Origin of the sequence: Bacillus sp. FSL L8-0152 (assembly GCF_038006365.1) — a bacterium.
Lineage (GTDB): Bacteria > Bacillota > Bacilli > Bacillales > Bacillaceae_G > Bacillus_A > Bacillus_A cereus.
This window is the reverse complement of sequence record NZ_JBBOVB010000001.1, coordinates 3,422,983-3,438,896: the sequence shown is the minus strand read 5'-3', so window position 1 is coordinate 3,438,896 and position 15,914 is coordinate 3,422,983. Positions and strand designations below refer to the sequence as shown.

Below are 15,914 nucleotides of genomic sequence, written 5' to 3'. Positions count from 1 at the left end.
AGTATTTAATTCAAGACATTTTTATTGACGATAATAATTTATGTGGTTAATATACTAGACATAGGATTACTTAATTACTAAAAGTAATTAGATATAAAATATCTCGTTAAGTTCTATAAATAAGTAAGTTGCAGTAGAAATGCTTTGAATTGCCACTATTAATATTGGGGACAATGAGAGAGCGAAAGGTATAAAAAGAATTGGAATTAGATAACTCTTTGTTTTTTATAAAAACAGGAAGTATAAGAGTATGAGCTTCTGTACAATTCATTTTTAGTATATTGACGAGGATTATACAACAAGAGGGGGACTGAACTTGGAATCAATGACCTTTGTTTTATTTGGAGCGACAGGGGACTTAGCGAAACGCAAAATTTACCCCGCGCTATATAACTTATATAGAGATCAAAAGCTTCCAAAGCAAATATCTGTTATCGGGCTTGGAAGACGTCAAGTATCTCATGAAGATTTTCAAGAAAGAATAAAAGAATCAATAGAGACGTTTTCCCGTCAGAGGGAAGAAGGTACTCCGGAACTCGAAGGTTTTTTAGATAATTTTCGCTATTGTCCATTAGATGTGAGTAAGCCGGAAGATTATGAGAGATTATTACAAGTCGTTCGTGAAAGGGAAGAAGAACTACATATAAAAGGAAATAGAATGTTCTATCTTTCAGTTGCTCCTGAATTTTTCGAGACGATTGCTTTAAATATTAAGGAAAGCGGACTTGATAAAACGGATGGATGGAAACGCCTGATGATTGAGAAACCGTTTGGGCACGACCTTACATCTGCTCGTGAGCTTAATGATAAGCTTAGTCGCACGTTTGAAGAAGACGAGATATACCGTATCGATCATTATTTAGGTAAACCGATGATTCAAAATCTTGAAGCGCTAGAATTTGCAAATCCTGTTCTCCAGTCGATTTGGAATAAAGAACATATAGCGAATGTACAAATTACAGCTAGTGAAACGGTTGGGGTTGAAGAAAGAGCTGGATATTATGATCACGCAGGAGCCATTCGAGATATGGTTCAAAATCATATGTTACAAATATTAATGATGACTGCTATGAATCTGCCGGAAAAGGTTAATGCGTGTGAAATTCGAGAGGAAAAACGAAAAGTAATGGAGACGCTTCGTAAAGTGAAAAAAGAAGACGTTCAAAACCATATCGTTCGCGGTCAATACGCTTCGGGAGAGATAAAAGGCGGGCAAGTTGTAGCATATAAAGAGGAACCAGGAGTAAATCCTTCTTCTAACATAGACACATTTGTTGCTGCTCGCTTGTGGATCGATAATCCGTTTTGGACTGGCGTTCCATTTTATATACGAACAGGAAAACGAATGAAAGAAAAGTCTACTCGTATTGTAATCGAGTTTAAAAATACGTTAAAACAGCAATATCAAGATAATAATCCAAATGCAGCACCTAACTTATTAATAATTGAAATTAGCCCAGGTGAGAACGTTTCATTACAGTTAAACAGTAAAAATCCATTGAAAAATGGAGAAATTGAACCGATGCGTATTAACTTTACTTGTGAGCAAGCGGATGTGGGAGTACCTGAAGCGTATGAAAGACTCATTCATGATGCTGTGAGTGGAGACGCTACATTCTTTGCACATTGGAGAGAAGTTGAATTGTCATGGGAATGGGTACAACCAATTCTTGAAGCGTTCGAGGAAAACTTATTACCGCTTCATGAATATGAGTCTGGTTCATATGGTCCAGAAGCGTCTAATGAACTGTTACAAGAAAGTGGATTTAAATGGTGGTTAGATCAAGAGACGGAAAAATAAGTACTTTCTTTAATGAAAGCATTTAGGGGGACGATTACTATGACACAAAACATAAATCAATTAGCAGTGAATACACTTCGTACGTTATCGATTGATGCTATTAATGCGGCAAACTCAGGTCATCCAGGTCTTCCGATGGGAGCAGCGCCAATGGCTTATGCATTATGGGCGAATCATTTAAATTACAATCCTAATCACCCAGAATGGTTTAACCGTGATCGTTTCGTTTTATCGGCGGGACATGGATCTAGTCTGTTATATAGCCTGCTTCATTTAGCTGGATATGATGTTTCAATTGATGACTTGAAAAACTTCAGAAAGTTAAATAGTAAAACACCAGGACATCCTGAGTTTGGTCATACTTCTGGAGTCGAAGCAACGACAGGCCCGTTAGGACAAGGGATTGCCAATGCTGTCGGAATGGCAATGGCAGAAGCGCATTTAGCGGCGAAGTTCAATAGGGATAGTCACTCTATTATAAATCACAATACGTACGCTTTAGTCGGAGATGGTGACTTAATGGAGGGTGTCGCTTATGAAGCGATGTCAATGGCAGGACATATGAAACTTGGCAAGTTAATTGTACTGTATGATTCAAATGAAATTTCACTTGATGGTGAATTAGGCATTGCTTTCTCTGAAGATATTCAGAAAAGGGCAGAATCTGTACATTGGCAATATGTAAGAGTTGAAGATGGAAACGATGTCGATGCTATTACAAAAGCTATTCAATCAGCGAAAGAAAATACGGATCAACCTACTCTTATAGAAATTAGAACTATTATAGGTTATGGAAGTCCAAAAGTTGCTGGAACGAACAAAGCACATGGTAATCCGCTTGGCGTAGAAGAGGCAACAGCGACAAAACAAGTGTATGGTTGGGATTATGAGGAAGATTTCTTTGTACCTGAAGAAGTAAAAGCTCATTTTAATGAACTGAAACAAAAAGGTATTGAAAAAGAAAATGACTGGAATGAGCAGTTCAACTCATACAGAGAGTCGAACCCTGCACTAGCAGATGAATTAGAAAAAGCGATTACAGGTGAGGTTTTAATTGAAGCGAAAGACATTCTATCTTTTGATACTGAAAAAACGATTTCCACTCGTGTTGCAAGTGGGGAAGCTATTAATCATTATGTGAAATCGATTCCTTCTATTTTCGGTGGAAGTGCAGATCTTTCTCATTCCACTATGACAGATATAAAAGGTGAAGCTGTGTACGCGGTAGAATCGTATGCTGGACGAAATATATACTTCGGTGTACGTGAACATGCAATGGGCGCGGCAGCGAATGGACTGGCTCTCCATGGAGGAGTAAAACCTTTCGTAAGTACATTCTTTGTATTTAATGATTACCTTCGTCCATCGATTCGACTGGCTGCACTGCAAAAGTTACCTGTTACTTACGTATTTACACATGATTCGATTGCTGTAGGAGAAGATGGTCCAACGCATGAACCAATTGAACAATTGGCAGCGCTTCGAGCAATTCCTGGTCTAACAGTTATCCGTCCGTCAGATGCAAATGAAACAGCAAGTGCTTGGGCGTATGCTTTACAGCAAACGGATGGTCCAGTCGTTTTAGTACTGAGCCGTCAAAATTTACCGGTGTTTAATGAAACGAAAGCGAACATAGAGAATCTCTCTAAAGGAGCTTACGTATTAACACAAACAAATGAAAATCCGGATGTAATTTTAATTGCGACAGGTTCTGAAGTATCCTTAGCTGCTAGTGCGAAAGCAAAATTAGAAGAAGATCAAGTTTCTGTTCGCATCGTTGCAATGCCGAGCTGGGAGTTATTCGATCGCCAATCGAACGAATATAAAGAATCCGTTCTTCCGTCTTCTATAACGAAACGAGTATCTCTTGAAATGGGTGTATCTCTAGGTTGGGAACGTTATGTAGGACAAGAAGGAAAAGTACTATCAATTGAAACATTTGGAGCTTCAGGAACTGGAGCTGAAGTCATGAATCTATTTGGATTTACGACAGAAAATGTTGTTCAAATTACAAAAAATGTGTTGAATTCTTAAGCTATGACTGTGAATACCTTTCTGTACATACTAACATTTCAGTGCTGAAAGGTATTCCAGATTGTAGTGATATGGATTTTTAATAAAAGATGATTTGAGGAGGAATTATATTATGCAAGTAGGATTAATTGGGTTAGGTAAAATGGGATTAAATTTAGGGAAAAATTTAATGGATCATAAACATGAAGTAGTAGCATTTGATTTAAATACGAGCGCAGTAGAAGAAATGAAAGAGTACGGGGCAACGGGTACATCTAGTTTAAGTGAACTTGTTCAGTCATTACAATCACCAAGAATTCTTTGGGTAATGGTACCACACGCTGTTGTTGATTCTGTTATTGATGAGGTTACACCACTTTTATCAAAAGGAGATATTTTAATTGAAGCTGGTAATTCACATTATAAAGAGTCTATCCGCCGATATGAGCAATTAAAGAAAGATGGCATTCACTTTATGGATGCAGGAACTTCTGGCGGAATGGAAGGCGCTCGTAATGGTGCTTGTTACATGATCGGAGGAGATCAAGAAGCTTGGGACATCGTTGAACCTATCTTCCGCGATACTGCTGTAGAAAATGGATTCTTATATGCTGGAAAAGCTGGTAGTGGTCACTTCTTAAAAATGGTTCATAACGGAATTGAATACGGTATGATGGCTGCTATTGGTGAAGGATTTGAGATTCTAGAGAAAAGTGAATTTGACTACGATTATGAAAAAGTATCAAGAGTATGGAACAACGGTTCAGTAATTCGTTCTTGGTTAATGGAATTAACAGAAAATGCATTTTCTAAAGATGCAAAACTGGATGAAATTAAGGGTGTTATGCATTCTTCTGGTGAAGGAAAATGGACAGTAGAAACAGCATTAGACCTTCAAACAGCAACTCCTGTTATCGCAATGTCTCTATTAATGCGCTACCGCTCATTAGACAATGATACATTTACAGGAAAAGTTGTAGCAGCTCTGCGCAATGAATTTGGCGGACATGCAGTAGAAAAGAAATAAAGTGAAACTTTAATAAATAGGGGCTTTATTCCATACCAATCGGGCTTTTACGGGATAAGCATATTAAACATGTAACTCATCAACGTTTAAAAACTGGAGGGAATTGATCATGAAATTTTTTATTGATACTGCAAATCTTGAGGACATAAAAAAAGCATATAAACTTGGAGTTTTAGCTGGTGTTACAACGAATCCTTCTTTAGTAGCAAAAGAGGGCGTTAAGTTTGAAGACCGTATCGCAGAAATTTGTCAGGCAGTACCTAAAGTTGAGTCTGTTTCGGCAGAAGTAACTCCAGATGCTGTTACAGCTGAAGAAATGATTGCTCAAGCAGAAGAATTAATTAAAATTAACGGTGGTGATAAAAACGTCACGATAAAACTTCCAATGACGCTAGCAGGATTAGAAGCTTGTCGCTATCTTACTGAAAAAGGTGTGAAAACGAACGTTACACTTATTTTCACTGTGAACCAAGCACTTTTAGCTGCTCGAGCGGGTGCAACGTACGTTTCTCCATTTTTAGGACGCTTAGATGATATTTCTGAAGATGGTGTATTATTAGTTGCTAAAATTGCTGAATTATTCGATGTTCATCAATTAGATACACAAATTATTGCGGCTTCTGTCAGACATCCAGATCATGTAACTCGTGTAGCGATGGCAGGTGCTCATATTGCAACAATTCCTTATAAAGTAATTGAACAACTTGCTATGCACCCATTAACAGACCAAGGTATTGAGAAGTTTGCTGCGGATTGGGCGAAAGCTCCTAAATTATAATGCATGAAAGTGAAGGTGCTTTCCGAAAATTGCTTTTCATGAGAGGACAAATCCTAAGTAACTTCATCGTTTAAACTGGATCCTGAGTTTGTAGTCTTACTACGTGAAAACAGCAGAGAAGAAAGTGTCATTCACTTTTAAAAAAGGAAAAATTGATCGCGCGAAGCATTTATCACAATAACATTATAATTATTAAAGAGAAATCCCCTTATTAGAGAGATGAGTTATAGTGTATCTCTAATAAGGGAGATTCTTTTTATATAAATCATTATGATGTGAAGATGCTTTTAAGTGTATAGCAATATGTAAAGGTATCTTTTACTCAAGTAAGAACTATATAGGTTCTTTTAATTATATAGTAATTATGAAAGGGTTTACATAAAGGGGGATTGAGTATGAATATGTACCTTTTAATGATTACATTATTATCAATCGTAATTGTTATTTTAGGGGTGTCGTGGTGGAGATGGCATGCGTTTATTAGTTTAACGGTTGCAAGTTTGTTTTTAGCAATTATGTCTGGAATGCCAATGGATAAAATAGTGAGTGCTTATGAAACAGGAGTGGGAAGTGTTCTAGGGCATTTAGTAGGTATTTTAGTATTAGGTACAATTTTAGGGAAAATGATGGCAGAGTCAGGTGCTGGAATGCAAGTGGCAGAGTTCTTTATTAAATCCTTTGGGATAAAAAACTTACCATGGGCTATGTTAATTGCAGGTTTTATTATTGGAATCCCGGTGTTTTTTGAAGTAGGCATTTTAATATTACTGCCGTTAGTAATTTCAATTCATAAAACAACGAAACAAAATATTTTATTAATAGCATTACCAGCAATTGCTGGGCTATCTGTCGTGCACGGTCTTGTTCCTCCGCATCCAGGGGCCATAGTTGCAATTGGTATTTATAAAGCGAATCTTGGGAAGGTACTAATGTATTCACTCATTATTACATTTTTTGCAGCGATTATTGCAGGTCCTATATTTGCGAAATGGATTCACAAACGTGTAATTCCTGAAAATGAGCCAGAATTGATTCGTGTAAATACAAAATCAACGAAATTACCAGGAATAGGAGTTTCATTTTTAGTTATATTGTTACCTGTTATGTTAATGGTTTTAGCTGCAGCAGCTCCTTATGTGCCTCTTTCTACTACTTTGATGAAGACTGTCACATTAATCGGTAGTCCTATCATTGCACTATTGATTGCATGTTTTGCGGCGTTCTATTTTCTTGGATTTCGTCAAGGTATCGATAAAAAAGCTATTAAGAAGATAACAGAAGATAGCTTATTACCAATCGGTTCAATTGTTGCGATTATTGGTGCCGGCGGGGGTTTTAAGCAAATTCTTATCGATAGTGGGGTAGGGAATGCTATTGCTCAAATGTCTGAACATTTAGCTCTATCTCCAATTGTATTAGCATTTATAGTAGCTGGTTTAATTCGAATTGCGACAGGGTCAGCCACAGTCGCCTTAACAACAGCAGCGGGTATCGTTTCGCCAATCGTTGAAAATACAACAGGTGTGAACTTAGAGTTACTCGTTATTGCAACAGGTGCAGGAGCATTAATGTTTTCACACGTAAACGATGCTGGTTTTTGGATGGTAAAAGAATACCTAGGTTTAACAGTGAAAGAAACATTTAAAACATGGACAGTATTAGAAACGTTACTTTCATTTATCGCTTTTGGAGGAGTTTTACTACTCGATATGTTTGTTTAAAATAAGGATATTTTTATATGAATGTAGAGAGATAACTTTAGCACATAACGTTATGAATAGATAAAATAAATGTATTTTTATGGTTCTTATATTATTAGGATACTATAGGGATTTTTTGTTAGGAGGAAGAAATGGTGAGCTCAAAATATATGATTGGTGTAGACATTGGGACAACTAGTACAAAATCAGTTCTATTTTCTACTGATGGATCTGTTATTGCTAGTCATGGAATTGAATATCCTTTATATTCTCCTACGCCTGAAACAGCGGAACAAGACCCAGAAGAAATTTTTCGTGCAGTAATAAATACGATTAAAGAAACTATACGATCAAGTAGTGTACAGCCAAGTGATATTCTTTGTGTCTCTTTTAGTTCGGCAATGCATAGTCTCATTGCTGTAGATGAAAAGGGGAATCCATTAACGGGATGTATTACTTGGGCAGATAATAGAAGTGCAAGCTGGGCGGAGAAAATAAAGAATGATATGAATGGTCATGAAATTTACCTTCGTACTGGCACACCAATTCATCCTATGTCACCGCTTTCGAAATTAGTTTGGCTACAGAATGAGAAGGCAGAGTTATTCGCAAAAAGTTATAAATTCATTTCTATTAAAGAATATGTTTTTTACAAGTTATATAAAGAGTATGTAATTGATTATTCTATAGCGTCAGCGACAGGGATGTTTAATTTGAAATCTTTAAAATGGGATGAAGAGGCTTTACATGTTGCGGGAATTACAGATGAAAAGCTTTCTAAACTTGTTCCAACAACGCACAGTTTAACAGGATTAGATGAAGAGCTTGCCAAAGAGATGAATGTACTTGTTTCTACGCCTTTTGTAGTAGGAGCGAGTGATGGAGTGCTATCTAATTTAGGTGTAAATGCAATAGATCCTGGCGTTGTGGCTGTTACCATTGGTACAAGCGGTGCGATACGTGCTGTAACAGATCGTCCTGTAACAGATCCGAAAGGTAGAATTTTTTGTTATGCGTTAACTGAAGACCATTGGGTAATCGGTGGACCAGTAAATAACGGCGGTATGATTTTCAGATGGGCTCGTGACCAATTAGGCACTTCAGAGATTGAACTTGCGAAGCGTTTAGGGAAAGATCCATATGAAGTACTTACTGAAATAGCGGCAAAAGTGAATCCTGGATCTGACGGTTTATTATTTCACCCGTATTTAGCAGGGGAAAGAGCTCCTTTATGGAATGCAAATGCACGAGGATCTTTCTTTGGACTCGGATTGCATCATAAGAAAGAACATCTTATCCGTGCTGTTTTAGAAGGAGTAATTTATAACTTGTATACCGTTCTTCTCGCTTTAAAAGAGTTAATTGGCGAACCGAAAAAAATTCAAGCGACAGGCGGCTTTGCAAGGTCGGAACTTTGGAGACAGATGATGGCGGATATCTTCCATCAAGACGTATATGTTCCGGAAAGTTTTGAAAGCTCTTGCTTAGGAGCTGCAATCCTCGGTTTATATAGTTTAGGTGAAATAGATACATTATCCGTAGTTTCTGAAATGGTAGGTGCAGATTTTCATCATGAGCCAAACATGGAAAGTGTGGAAAAATATAAAGATTTAACGCCAATCTATATTCGTCTGTCCCGTCAATTGGAAGAAGAATGTGAAAGTATAGCAGCGTATCAAAAAAAGTGGGTTTAAAAGCTATTTACCAAGAAAATATGGTAACGTATAAAGAAGTACTCCGATTTTTTTGGATACTCTTTCAACATAAAATATTTTAAGAAGCATGATGAACGTAAAATATAGGGAGAGAGGGTTATGAAAATGAAGGATAACAAAGAGTTTATTGGATATGTTGGAACTTACACGAAAGAAAATAGCGAAGGAATATATAAGTTTACTTTAGACACAGAAGCAAAAAAAATTAGTAATGTAACACTTGCCGCTAAGCTGGATAACCCTACATATGTAACGATTAACCAAAATAATGAATATCTCTATTCTGTTGTTAAGGAAGGCGAATCTGGCGGTGTAGCTGCGTATTCCATTGATAGTCATACTGGAGAACTAAAAGCGAGAAATAGACAAGTAGTAGAAGGTGCTTCTCCTTGTCATATTAGTGTTGATAGTGGAAATCATACAGTAGTTACAGCGAATTACCATAAAGGAACGATTGAGTCTTTTGAAATAAATGAAGAAGATGGAACTGTAAATCCTGCTTCATCTATTATGGCGCATGAAGGTTCAGGTCCGAATAAAGAAAGACAAGAAAAACCACATGCACATTACGCGGGGTACACTCCTGATGAAAAATATGTAGTGGGCGTTGATTTAGGGATAGATAAAATAATTATGTATGAAGTAAAAGATAGTACATTAACAGAAGTGAATCGTTTATCTGTAAATCCAGGAAGTGGTCCAAGACATATTACTTTTCATCCGAATGAAAAGTATGCGTATGTGATGACGGAGCTTAGTTCAGAGGTTATTGTGTTAACATATAATCCTGCAGAAGGATCCTTTACAGAATTACAGTATATTTCTACTGTTCCAGAACAATTTGATGAAAATAATCAAGGAAGTGCGATTCATATTTCTTCTGACGGCCGTTTTGTATATGCAGGTAATCGTGGTCATAATAGTATCGCTGTTTATAGCGTAGATCAAAATTCAGGTCAGCTTACATTTGTTGAACACACATCTACAGAAGGAAATTGGCCAAGAGACTTTGTATTAGATCCTACTGAAAAGTTCCTTGTTGCTACAAATGAAAAGTCACATAATCTTGTGTTATTTTCAAGAGATGAATCTACAGGTAAGTTAACACTTTTACAATCTGATGTTGCTGTGCCAGAGCCTGTTTGTGTGAAGTTTTTAAATATATAATTTCAGATGCCTAAACAAAAGCAAAGCGATATCGCTTTGCTTTTTATTATTTCTTTTTCGGTCTACGTACTAACTCGCCGCCGCAGTTTGGACAAACGTTATGTCTTTCTTCTGTACATGGTGCGCAAAATGTACATTCATATACACAAATGTATGCTTCAGAATCTTGTTCGAGCGATTGATCGCAAATTTGACAGTTTGTTTTCATTTCTAGTGCCATAATAAGTCTCCTTTTTAGTTAGAAAATTTATAATTTAATTATAATTCATTAAATAGAAATAGTCCTTTTCAATTGAAAGGAAATCGAATGATAAAGTTATGAATTGAAACGAAAGATGCTGGTTTATTTTAAAATTGATTATTTATTACAGTTGGAATATTATGAAATAGTCAAAAGACAACAGGGGGTATAGATTTTGACTAATCATAACGATCATTTAAAAGCAAACTGCGAAACATGCTTCGGTCTATGTTGCGTTGCATTACCGTTCGCAGCATCGGTAGATTTTGCAGTGAATAAAGATGGTGGTAAACCATGTTCCAACTTACAATCAGATTTTAAATGTAGTATACATAAAAATCTTAGAGGAAAAGGTTATAAAGGTTGTACAGTATTTGAGTGTTTCGGTGCTGGACAGAAGATTTCTCAGGGTACGTTTAAAGGGATTGATTGGCGGAAAGATGCAAAGCATGCAAGAAAAATGTACGATGCTTTTCCAGTTATGCATCAACTTCATGAAATGCTTTGGTATTTGAATGAGGCGATTCTTTTAAAGGCAACACAGCCAATTCATAAAGAGCTGGAGAACGCAATTGAGGAGACAGAGCGACTTTCGAATTTAAATCCAGATGAGTTAATGAAAATAAATGTTCCAATGCATAGGGCAGAGGTGAACATTCTTCTTTTAGAAACGAGCGAATTAGTATGGAAGGAAATGAATACTGCGCGTAAGAAACGAATCATTCACCGCGGAGCAGACCTTATGGGAGCGAATCTGAGAAAGAAAAATTTACAAGGTGCAAATTTAAGAGGAGCTTACTTAATTGCGGCTAACTTAAATGGTGCAGATTTAAGAGGGGCAGATCTCATCGGAGCAGATTTGCGAGATGCAGATATTCGCGGGGCTGATTTTACTAATAGTATTTTTCTGACGCAAGTTCAAGTTAATGCTGCTAGAGGGGACAAACATACGAAATTACCGAAATTATTGTCTCGTCCATCGCATTGGAGTGCGTAAAGAGTGAGGAGTATTTAGTGTGGATATATTTCAGTATTTAGAAGAGATGCAAGAGGATGTCTTTTCGTTAGCAGTAGAGCAAATAGAAGCGAAGTATTATGATATATACCGATTTGTATTGGTTTTCACGACCAAGATCCAATAATGCGAACAGGCAGAGACTAAGAATCTCTGCCTGCTTTTTATTTCTTTTCAAAAGTAGTAATTAAAACGCTACATATAATAAGAATACCACCAATAAAAAAGTTACTATTTAATGTTTCATTTAAGAGCAACCAACCAAGTAACGATCCAACGATAGGTTGGAAGAAGAAAAATAAGGAACCTATGCTTGCATCCAGTAATTCTAATCCTTTATTCCAAAGGAAAAAGGCACCTGCTGTTGAGACGATTCCTAAGTATAATACGCCTAATATTACGTACGTATTTACTGTTCCGATAGAGGCCGCTTGTAGCTCCCATATCATAAAAGGTGTAATAAAAAAGAGTGAAAAGAAAATTGCGTACGTTGTAATAACTAAGGATGAAAATTGGATTGAAGCGATTTTTACATAAATAGATAGTAAAGCCCACGTAATAGCGGCTCCAACTAAAATGATTGTTCCGATAAAATAGGAGCCAATTTCAATATCCCATCCGATTACGATAATGACACCGATTGTCGCTATTATAGTAGATAAAAGTCTACGAGCAGTTAGTTTTTCTTTCAAAATGAGCGCTGCAAATATAACCATAAATGCAGGTGTAGCTGATGTAACTAACGAGCCTGTATGAGCGTCGGATAATTTTGTTCCGATAAATTGGCATGTGATCGAAATGAAATAGCCGATAAATCCAATCCAAGCGAATAGGAGCCAATCTTTTTTGCGAATGGTTACTTTTTTCTTTTGATTTTTCTCAGCTAGTTTCAAAATGCCATATAAAACAACAAAAGCGATAATAAAGCGTAGCCAAACGAGTGTTAGTGGTGGGATAAAATCGAGTACGTATTTGCTAACAACATACATACCGCCCCATATACTTGCTGCTAGTGATAAGTATATAGCTCCTAAAATTGTTTGTTTCATTTGAAATACCTCCGTCTATTTTTAGGGTAATATGAGCTCCCTAAGACGAGGCATAGTGTATGTGCTAAATGAATGCCCGTCTTAGTTTATAGACGGCCTACAGGTTGATCGTTTTCGAATGAAGTGTTGTAGTACATGAGTGCATTCCTCCTTCATAATTTTATAATGATATTATAACTTAATTTTCAGTTTATTGGAGGTTCTTATGAAATATATCGTTATAAAATCACATGTTAGCAATTATCCTAATCCAATTCGCTTAGAAGAGAGGGGTGTAGTGAAAATGATAGAGAGTTACGTTGGTCCAGAAGACTGGGAAAACTGGATGTTTTATCACGAAGAGAAGTATAACTGGAAAGGATGGGTTTGGTGAGAAGGAACAGATGATGAGAAGGGCTGGACACCAAAGGAAAACTTACAAAAATATTAGTAATACTATTTGTTTAATAATTAGGACACATATTTTTTGTTTGTGAGTATATTGGTTGTAGAGTAAAAAGTAGATTAATAGAGAAAGAGGAGGAGATTGTAATAACTAGAACCGTTATTTCTCATTTTTATAACGAAGAGTATTTACTACCATGGTGGCTTATGCATCACACGAAACTGTTTGATCATGGTATTTTAATTAATAAAGGTTCAACAGATCGTTCCGTTGAGATTTGTAAAAAATTCGCACCGCATTGGGAAGTGCGAGATTCTGTAAATCCAAAGTTTGATGCATATGCGACAGATCATGAAGTGATGAGGATAGAACAAGAAGTACAAGGATGGAAAATGGTTTTAAATACGACTGAGTTTCTTTGCATGCAAGATAAAAATCAGTTTTGGAAATCACTAAATGAATTGGGAGGGAGGATGTATTGGCTGGACGGGCTTATTATGGTTGATGATCCTAACTACAACTATCCGGACCTTAACTTTGGAATACCTTTAATGAAACAGCGATTTCATGGTTATTTACCAGAAGATTGGCCGTCATGGAGAAGGGGTAGATTTATTCATAATCATGAACATGGAAGTTATACGGTTGGAAGACATCTATCCGCGCATGAATCTATGATTTATCCGCCCCTTGCTTGTATATTATGGTTTGGATTTAGTCCGTGGAACGATGTGATGAGAAAGAGAAAGTTACAAATTGGTCCGACTCTTTCTGAAGCTAGTAAGCATGGGGGAATGGGGACGCACCATATTATTACGCCGGAAAGATTAGAAGAATGGTATAAGGAATTAGCGAGAGGAACAAAGGATTTACGTTTTAGTGATGCATATCGTTATGTTTTTGTATAAATGATTTCCACCATAAAATTGTTTCTTCTATTCCTGTATTTAAATCGTATGTTGGTTTCCAGTTTACTTCAGTTTTTAAACGTTCTACACTAACGCCGACAAATAAAGGTTCATCCTTAGAGAAAGGAATCGCGTCTAGTTTAATTAAATGTTCTTTTCCTATTTTTTTAGCGATGATAGAAGCTAGTTCTTTAATTTGTACAGATTGACCTGAAGCGATATTGATGGTGCCTGTAACGCCATGTTCTAATATTGTTACGAGAGCGTCAGCGACGTCACTCACATGGAGGAAATCTCTCGATTGTTTTCCATGTGTACATAGTGCTTCCTCGTTTTTTAATAAGGAAGTGATAATGTTAGAAACGAGCCGATTACCTTGTTCGTGAGGTCCATACATATGAAAAATGCGGCCCCAACACATGCTGAGGCCTGTTTGTTGTGCATACGTTTCTAGCCAGGAGTGCAGTGCATTTTTACATAAAGAATACGGGGTTTTATAGGAAAGGAGCGGTGAATCTTCAAATAATACGCCGTTAAACCATTCGTACTCTGCGCCAGTACCTGCAACGACAACACGCTTTCCACCGCATGTTGTAAAGTGTTGAATCAATGAAATACTAGACTTTAGCCAATAGTAATTATTAATAGATACATAGCATGCTGGTGGCACTGCTTCCCAAGCAAGGTGAATGAGATGGCTAGGCTGAACATCCGAAATGAATTGTTTTACTTCGTCATCGCGAAGCAAGTTTACTTTATGCCAATGGCAAGGGAGGTGAGAGGGGTTATTTTTATTATACGTGGCGTGCACTTCATATCCCTTTTGTATAAGTGAATGTACAACATATTTACCTATCCAGCCACTACCACCTGTTACAACAACTTTCTTCATGGCTCGATCACCTCAATTTCTGGAACCGTCACTAAAAATTTACCGCCCCATTCACGAATGAAAGAGCATTCTTTCATAATTTCGTCTTTCAAATTCCAAGGAAGTATAAGAATGTAATCCGGTTTTGTACGTTTAATTTCTGCTGGAGATTTTATTGGAATACGAGTTCCTGGTAAAAGGAGATTTTGTTTGTGAGGATTTTTATCTACTGTATAAGCTAGAAATTCTTTACCTATCCCGCAATAATTCAAAAGGGTGTTTCCTTTAGCTGGAGCACCGTAACCGATAATTTGTTTGTTTAAAGCTTTCGCTTCAATAAAAAACTTTAAAATATTTATTTTCAATTGTTCGATGCGTTTAGAAAAAAGGAGATAGCAATCTAAAGTATCTAACCCGTGGTCGACTTCTTTTTGAATTAATTTTGTAACATTGGAATGGATAGTTGATTGGGCACTTAGATGGTTTACAAAAATCCGTAAGGAACCACCATGCGTTGAAAGTTCTTCTACATCAACAATTTGTAAATGATGATAACTTAAAACTTTTTGAAGGCTTATAAGTGAGAAGTAGGAAAAGTGCTCATGGTAGATAGTATCGAACTGTTTAAAGGATATGAGGTTTAATAAGTGTGGGAATTCAATTGTTATCGTGCCATCTTGTTTTAATAACGTTTTTAAACCGGCAACAAAATCATGCAAGTTTGGAACATGTGCTAATACGTTATTTGCGACGATTAAATCAGCTTGTGGCAATTTTTTTGCTAAGTCATTACTGAAAAAATTCACATGAGTAGGAATTCCTTTTTTGATAGCAATTTCTGCTACGTTTTTCGCGGGTTCAATTCCCAATGTCTCGATATTTTCTTTTTTAAAGTATTGTAATAAGTACCCATCGTTACTTGCGATTTCAATCACTTTTGAATGTTTCGTTAAGTTGAAACGCTTAATCGCCATTTCTACATATTGTTTAGCGTGTAGTAGCCAACTTGAGGAGTAAGAGCTGAAGTATAAATAGTTATGGAAAATATTTTGTGGGGATTCAAATTCATCTAGCTGTACGAGTAAACAAGAGTTACAAACAAATGTGTGCAGCGGATAAAAAGGTTCCATTTTATATGAGCTTTCAGGAGCTACAAATGAATTAGCAAGAGGGGAAACGCCCAAATCTAAAAAAGTGTTGGTTAGTAATGAGTGGCAAAAACGGCATTTTTTCTGTTCCATTTT

Annotated in this window: 15 protein-coding genes; 11 read left to right on the top strand and 4 right to left on the bottom strand. The window is 36.6% G+C overall.

The genetic code is table 11. From position 1 onward, the window contains the following. Nucleotides 1-316 precede the first annotated feature (316 nt). From zwf to MHH27_RS17175, 7 genes are all read left to right on the top strand, one after another. Nucleotides 317-1,801 carry a glucose-6-phosphate dehydrogenase gene (zwf, locus tag MHH27_RS17205; RefSeq protein WP_090977524.1) on the top strand — a complete coding sequence of 495 codons (1,485 nt, stop codon included), beginning with the start codon at nucleotides 317-319 and terminating at the stop codon, nucleotides 1,799-1,801. 39 nt (nucleotides 1,802-1,840) lie between these two features. Next, nucleotides 1,841-3,835, top strand: a complete 1,995-nt coding sequence (tkt, locus tag MHH27_RS17200) for a transketolase (RefSeq protein ID WP_340943489.1) — start codon at nucleotides 1,841-1,843, stop codon at nucleotides 3,833-3,835. Nucleotides 3,836-3,947: 112 nt separating this feature from the next. After that, on the top strand, nucleotides 3,948-4,841 hold the full coding sequence (gene gnd / locus MHH27_RS17195; RefSeq protein ID WP_001195925.1) for a phosphogluconate dehydrogenase (NAD(+)-dependent, decarboxylating): 894 nt from the start codon (nucleotides 3,948-3,950) through the stop codon (nucleotides 4,839-4,841). A gap of 109 nt (nucleotides 4,842-4,950) precedes the next feature. After that, nucleotides 4,951-5,619, top strand: coding sequence for a fructose-6-phosphate aldolase (gene fsa, locus MHH27_RS17190; RefSeq protein ID WP_000667692.1), 669 nt, complete (start codon nucleotides 4,951-4,953; stop codon nucleotides 5,617-5,619). Nucleotides 5,620-6,014: 395 nt separating this feature from the next. Beyond that, nucleotides 6,015-7,340: a gluconate permease GntP gene (gene gntP / locus MHH27_RS17185; RefSeq protein ID WP_340943486.1), complete on the top strand. Its 1,326-nt coding sequence runs from the start codon at nucleotides 6,015-6,017 to the stop codon at nucleotides 7,338-7,340. A gap of 131 nt (nucleotides 7,341-7,471) precedes the next feature. Continuing rightward, nucleotides 7,472-9,013 carry a gluconokinase gene (gene gntK / locus MHH27_RS17180; RefSeq protein ID WP_340943483.1) on the top strand — a complete coding sequence of 514 codons (1,542 nt, stop codon included), beginning with the start codon at nucleotides 7,472-7,474 and terminating at the stop codon, nucleotides 9,011-9,013. Nucleotides 9,014-9,133: 120 nt separating this feature from the next. Then, on the top strand, nucleotides 9,134-10,201 hold the full coding sequence (locus tag MHH27_RS17175) for a lactonase family protein (protein WP_340943481.1): 1,068 nt from the start codon (nucleotides 9,134-9,136) through the stop codon (nucleotides 10,199-10,201). A gap of 46 nt (nucleotides 10,202-10,247) precedes the next feature. Here MHH27_RS17175 and MHH27_RS17170 read toward each other — a convergent pair whose 3' ends face one another. After that, the gene (locus MHH27_RS17170; protein WP_001162788.1) at nucleotides 10,248-10,421 is read right to left on the bottom strand and encodes a DUF1272 domain-containing protein; all 174 of its coding nucleotides are present in this window, start codon (nucleotides 10,419-10,421) and stop codon (nucleotides 10,248-10,250) included. Between the two features lie 196 nt (nucleotides 10,422-10,617). On the opposite strand from MHH27_RS17170, the gene MHH27_RS17165 reads away from it, so the two are divergent. Further along, nucleotides 10,618-11,439 carry a pentapeptide repeat-containing protein gene (locus tag MHH27_RS17165; RefSeq protein WP_097822587.1) on the top strand — a complete coding sequence of 274 codons (822 nt, stop codon included), beginning with the start codon at nucleotides 10,618-10,620 and terminating at the stop codon, nucleotides 11,437-11,439. A gap of 19 nt (nucleotides 11,440-11,458) precedes the next feature. Then, nucleotides 11,459-11,584, top strand: coding sequence for a hypothetical protein (locus tag MHH27_RS17160; protein ID WP_254909184.1), 126 nt, complete (start codon nucleotides 11,459-11,461; stop codon nucleotides 11,582-11,584). A gap of 37 nt (nucleotides 11,585-11,621) precedes the next feature. On the opposite strand, the gene MHH27_RS17155 is transcribed toward MHH27_RS17160, so the two are convergent. Next, on the bottom strand, nucleotides 11,622-12,506 hold the full coding sequence (locus tag MHH27_RS17155; protein ID WP_016512526.1) for a DMT family transporter: 885 nt from the start codon (nucleotides 12,504-12,506) through the stop codon (nucleotides 11,622-11,624). A gap of 205 nt (nucleotides 12,507-12,711) precedes the next feature. Between MHH27_RS17155 and MHH27_RS17150 the strand changes: the two genes are divergently transcribed. Together MHH27_RS17150 and MHH27_RS17145 are read left to right on the top strand one after the other, a co-directional pair. Further along, nucleotides 12,712-12,879 (top strand): SH3 domain-containing protein, encoded by a 168-nt coding sequence (locus MHH27_RS17150; RefSeq protein ID WP_000875292.1) that lies wholly within the window; start codon nucleotides 12,712-12,714, stop codon nucleotides 12,877-12,879. Nucleotides 12,880-12,986: 107 nt separating this feature from the next. Next, nucleotides 12,987-13,799, top strand: coding sequence for a glycosyltransferase family 2 protein (locus tag MHH27_RS17145; protein WP_078400293.1), 813 nt, complete (start codon nucleotides 12,987-12,989; stop codon nucleotides 13,797-13,799). Here MHH27_RS17145 and MHH27_RS17140 read toward each other — a convergent pair. After that, a complete protein-coding gene (locus MHH27_RS17140; protein ID WP_340943477.1) occupies nucleotides 13,768-14,691 on the bottom strand; it encodes an NAD-dependent epimerase/dehydratase family protein in 924 nt (307 codons plus the stop codon). The two genes, MHH27_RS17145 and MHH27_RS17140, sit on opposite strands and share 32 nt — an antisense overlap. Continuing rightward, nucleotides 14,688-15,911, bottom strand: coding sequence for a class I SAM-dependent methyltransferase (locus MHH27_RS17135; RefSeq protein ID WP_000435776.1), 1,224 nt, complete (start codon nucleotides 15,909-15,911; stop codon nucleotides 14,688-14,690). Before MHH27_RS17135 ends, MHH27_RS17140 begins: the two co-directional genes overlap by 4 nt. Nucleotides 15,912-15,914 lie beyond the last annotated feature (3 nt).